This window comes from Nonomuraea mesophila, assembly GCF_004352805.1.
Taxonomy (GTDB): Bacteria; Actinomycetota; Actinomycetes; order Streptosporangiales; family Streptosporangiaceae; genus Nonomuraea; species Nonomuraea longispora.
Genome location: NZ_SMLD01000311.1, coordinates 1 through 4,736, shown reverse-complemented (window position 1 = coordinate 4,736; position 4,736 = coordinate 1). Strand labels below are relative to the sequence as shown.

At 74.4% G+C, this 4,736-nt stretch carries 4 protein-coding genes; 1 reads left to right on the top strand and 3 read right to left on the bottom strand.

Translation table 11 applies throughout. The annotated features are described in order from the left end of the window. The 3 genes from E1295_RS47125 to E1295_RS47115 all read right to left on the bottom strand — a co-directional run. Positions 1-422, bottom strand: a 422-nt coding sequence (locus tag E1295_RS47125) for a ThuA domain-containing protein (protein WP_181958155.1), incomplete at its 3' end; no start/stop codon positions are given. Positions 423-801: 379 nt separating this feature from the next. Next, positions 802-1,335, bottom strand: a complete 534-nt coding sequence (locus E1295_RS47120) for a hypothetical protein (RefSeq protein ID WP_132641767.1) — start codon at positions 1,333-1,335, stop codon at positions 802-804. Beyond that, positions 1,332-3,899: an amidoligase family protein gene (locus E1295_RS47115; protein ID WP_132641765.1), complete on the bottom strand. Its 2,568-nt coding sequence runs from the start codon at positions 3,897-3,899 to the stop codon at positions 1,332-1,334. The genes E1295_RS47120 and E1295_RS47115 overlap by 4 nt, the downstream gene beginning before the upstream one ends. Positions 3,900-3,983: 84 nt before the next feature. Between E1295_RS47115 and E1295_RS47110 the strand changes: the two genes are divergently transcribed. After that, positions 3,984-4,736 (top strand): hypothetical protein (locus tag E1295_RS47110; protein WP_132641763.1); only part of this gene is annotated, 753 nt, incomplete at its 3' end.

Below are 4,736 nucleotides of genomic sequence, written 5' to 3'. Positions count from 1 at the left end.
CCGTCGGGGTTGACCGTCCAGACCAGCTCGCGGTCGTTCGCGTTGCGCCAGCGCAGCGTGCACGTGGTGCCCATGAGCCTGATGAAGATCTTCGAGAAGTGGCCTGAGTGCAGCACCACCAGCCCCATGCCCGCCAGGACGTGCCGGTGCACCCGCTCGACCACCTCGTCCGGCACCTCGCCGTGCGCGGCGTGGCCCCACCAGGTGAGGACGTCGGTGCCGGCGAGCACCTCCTCGGTCAGGCCGTGCTCGGGGTCGTCGAGCGTGGCCGTGGTGACACTGGCCCGCTCCCCCAGCCAGTGCTCGATGCCGCGGCGGACGGCGTTGTGCATGCCGTCGGGATAGATCTCGGCCACGGCGGGTTCGGTCTGCTCGTGCCGGTTCTCGCCCCATACGAGGACGTTGACGGATCGGGCGCTCATGCGTTCCTTTCGTGGTTCGTCCGCGCGTGCCATGGGGACCGCCGTCCGGCCGTCGCGGAGTTCGTTCGTCGGGTGGCGGTCGTCCGGCACAGGGCGCTGGGGAAGGTCAGGGGGAACGCATCGCGAGGAGCCGCGGCACTCCGCCTGCCTGCGCTTTCGCGGCGCGCGCGACGGGGGGCTCGTCGTTTTCCGGGCACTGGACGCTGATCTGTCGAGCCGCTCAACCGGCGGTCGTCTGTGAAGTATGGTGCGCCCGCCCGGACCGCGATGTCAACGAGGGGGCGTCGGCGGGGCTGGTCAGGGGCTCGCGCGCGCTCGGCCGCTCCGTACACGCTCCTACCCGGGCAGCCGGTGGGCCCGGCGCCCCGCGGCCGCCCGGTCACGGCGCCTCGGCCCTGACGTTCAGGGTGATCGCGCCGGCGGCGTGCAGGCTGGTCAGCAGGGCCCGGTCGCCGGCGGGGTCGAGCCAGATCTGGAGGTCCGCGGGCCCCTGCGGCCGGGGCAGCGGGCCCTGGGGCTCGTAGAAGGTCGCCACCAGCACCAGGGGCACCGGCGCCTCCCACCGGACGGGGGCGGGGGGTTCGTGCCGGCCGCCGAGGATCACGGCGCGCTCCGCGTCGTCGCAGGCGTCGAGCCGGTGTCCGGCCGCGAGCCGGGCCTGGAGCCCGACCTGCGCGTCCATGGCGAGCCGCACCCGCGCCGCCGCGCGCTCGCCGTCGGTGGCCGGCTCGCCGTAACCGGCAACGAGCAGCCCGACGAGGTCGGCCATGTCGTCGGCGTACCCGCGGAGACTTCCGCCCGCGAAGATCATTTCGAAGCGGTACGGCCGGCCGTCGTCCTTGACGGGAGCGTCCGGAGGGGGGTCCGCCGACGAGCCGTTACGGACCACCACGACGGCGTCGTGTCCCCTCATGTGCCCGGCAGCCATCGGGTGGCGGCGTACAGGGCCGTGAGCTGTTCCTTGTCGGCGGCCCGCCAGAAGAGCTCGTCCATCAGCGTACGGAAGGACAGGCTGCCCCGCTCCGTGACGTCCAGCGCGGGATCGTGCGCGAAGAGCTCGGCGTGGGCGCCCACCTCGTCGTGTCGGCCACCGTTGGGCAGATCGCCCAGCGCCGCCGTGCGCAACGCCGCCTCGACCAGCGCCAGTGACACCTTGACCTGTGACTGGATCACGGCGGGGTCGAGCGAGCCGTCCCACAACCGCAGCTCGACGTGGTCGCGCGCGCTGCCGCGCACCGCCTCCAGGTTCAGCGCCACCCTGCGGGGCCCGGCGGCGTACGCCGCCGGGCCGATCGGCTCGTAGCCCGCGGCGGGCAGGTCGTTCGGCCGGCAGTAGTCCAGGCCCCTGTGGCTCGCCCGCTCCGGGTTCTGCGCGAGCCTGAACAGCGTGTCGGCGTGGTGACCCGCGTAGCGCAGCAGCCCCGCGTGGTGCTCCACGATGTGGTCGTAGTCGTGGGCGCTCACGTGGACGTGCCCGCCGGTCGAGACGCTCGCCGTGCCGCCGTGGGAGCGGATGATCTCGCAGGCGACGCGGAGGTTCTCCCACGTGGCGGGCTCGTCGTACAGGATGGGCGAGACCAGCTCGCCCGCGACCGTGCCGTCCCTCTCCATGCTCCACAGGCCGCGCCCGCCCTCCTTGCCGGAACGGTAACCGGCACCGCGCATCGTGTGGTTCTTGTGCACCTGGGCGTCGCCGGTCAGGCCGGCCTCGCGCAGTGAACGGGCGATCGCCTCCAGCCTCATGACGTCGGTACGGTCCGGCAGGTCGAACTCGAGCTCCAGCCCGAACCCTCTCCCCCGGTCACGGTCGGCGAGGGACGCGGTGGCGTTCCTCATCATGTACGGGATCACCGTCTCCCCCGCGTACGCGCGCTCCATCACCCGCTCGTAGGCCTGGCGGAACGCGGAGAAGTCCCGCGTATACGACACCTCCGGCCGTTCCGGCCAGCGCCGCCACGCCTCGACGCGGGAGTCGAGCGAGGCGACCCGTCCCCGCTCCGCCACGGCCAGCGGATCGGGGCCGGTCAACCGGGACAACGAACGGCGCAGCCGTGAATGGGCACGGTCGTACGCCTCCTGCGCCTGCGTGTGCTCCCGGACCGCGGCCTGCCGGGCCTCCCTGACCGCGGAAGGAGACAGATCGTGCAGCCCCGGGGGGACCTCTGGCGGCCTCTGCCCCCGCCCGGCCGCGTCACGGCCGGCGGGCGGGGCGAGCGCGTCGAGCAGTTGCCCCCGATCCACCGGCCCGGACAGGTCGAATCCGGCCTGCCGCACGTCGGCCGCCCTGCGCGCCAGCCGTTCCACGGAATGGCCGAACCCCGCCTCGGTGGCCAGCCGGCGCAGCGGATCGAACGCCCACAACCGGGACGGCACCTCCGAACGGGTGAGCTCGGCCAGCCGCGCGAGCGAGCGCGCCTCGTCGTCGCGGGGCCGCGCGAAACCGTGCTCCTCCGCGATCCGCAGCCCGTCCCAGAGGTACGGGTCCCGCTCCCGGTGCGCGACGAGCAGGCCGGTGAGTTCGTGGGGGTTCGCCGCCCGTACGAGGCCGGCGCCGTACGCCTGCGCCTCCTCCGCCAGGCGGACGAGATGCCGGACGGAGCCGCCCAGGCCCGCGTCCAGCGACAACCGCACGAGCGCGGGCCCGTCGTGCCCTCCGTCGAGCCTCGGGCGGTCGACGATTCCGTCGAGGTGGGCGAGCAGCCGGGCCGTCGCGTCGTGAGCCTCCGGCAGGTCGTGCCTGTCGGCGAGCAGCATCCCGTTCCACAGGGCGGGGTCCTCGTTCCAGAACTGCTCCATGCCCTGGCGGAAGGCACTGGCCCCGCGCTCCCCGGCCGGCAGATAACCGTTCTCGTGGGCCGCACGGACGGCCACGAGCAGCTCGGCCACACGGTGCGGGCCCGGCCCCACCTGCCCGCTGCGCAGGGGCGCGACGAGATCCCTGACCCTGCTCTGGGTCAGGGGCTCGCCCATCATCGTGAGCATGAGCCCCGCCGTACGCGCCTGCGCCGCGGTGATCTCCCGCAGCCCGAACAACATCCGATGGCGGTACCCCTTCCAGCGGAACGGATCCGCCTCCATGCACGCCCTGAGGCGGTCCGCCAGCGCGGCACGACCGGCGGCGCCGTCCGGGGCCATCGCGAACGACTCGGCGTCGTTGTAGAGATCGACCAGGGCGTCGATGTCCCGGTGCAGGCCGACCTCGTCCGCCAGCCGGTGCACGGCCCGTGGCGCAGCCGGCTCGCCGGAGATCCTGCTCATCCGCGCCAGAGCCCTCGCCGTCGTCTCACTGTCGTTGACGACGCCCAGCTCCCGGCTCAGCCGCCGGCCCTCGGCCAGGAGCTGCGCGTCGGGCACGGGCCGCCGGGCGTCCCCGCTGGGAGGCGTCCAGCGGTGCACCACCGCCGCGGCCTCGGCGAAGTTCCGCGGCCGTGAATCCGCGATCGGCCCGACCTCACCGGGTGCCGGTCGAGCGCCCACGGGATCCACGGGGTCCAGGGGCTCCAGGACCGGCGCCCTCCCCTCGTGGGGTGTACGCGTCGCGGCCGAGGTCCCCGGTTCGGCGTGGGGCGGCTGCGCACCGGGGTCGCGCGGCTGCCGGGCGGCGCTCGCCGCTTCCCCCTGACCACCTGCCGGCTCACCGGGGGCCGGCCGCTGGCGGGCGTGGTCGGCGGCGGGAACATGCTGACGCGCGGGGTCTGGACGTCCGGGATCGGGATGCGCGAGGTCGGGATGCGCGAGGTCGGGATGCCGGGCCCGCTCATGCGCGGGATCGGCACGACCGTGGCCGGCGCCTCCAGCCCTCTCATGAGCGGAGTCGGCATCCGCGGGTTCCCCGACGGGAGCGGGGTGCTGTCCGGTCGTGCTTCCCGAGGGGGCGTTGACCGGCAGGACGTTGACCGGGAGCAGCGAATCGCGTGGGAGCGCACCCGGCCCCTGGGGCGGCGGCTCGCTGATCGGGCTTGGCTCGGCCGGGTGGGGCTGCGCGGGACGTGCGGGACTTCCCGCGTGTTCGGGGGCGGCCAGAGGCGTGTCGTCGCGTCGGATGACCTCACCCGTGATCGTCTCCCCAGGATGCGGCTGGGCGAGGGGGCCGCCCGGTTCCGGAGTCTGCCGGTTGATCAGAGCGCCGAGGTCGTCGCGGTGCCCGGGCTGCGGATGGAGCACCACGGCCGAGCCACCGGCGTCCCGCGGGACGTCACCACTCCCGCCGGCGACAGGCGACCCGTCCACGCCGGTGCCCGTGACGGGAGCGGCCGTGGCAGGAGCCGCAGTGACGGGAGCGCCGGCAACGGGAGCTGCTGCGGGGGCGGGAGC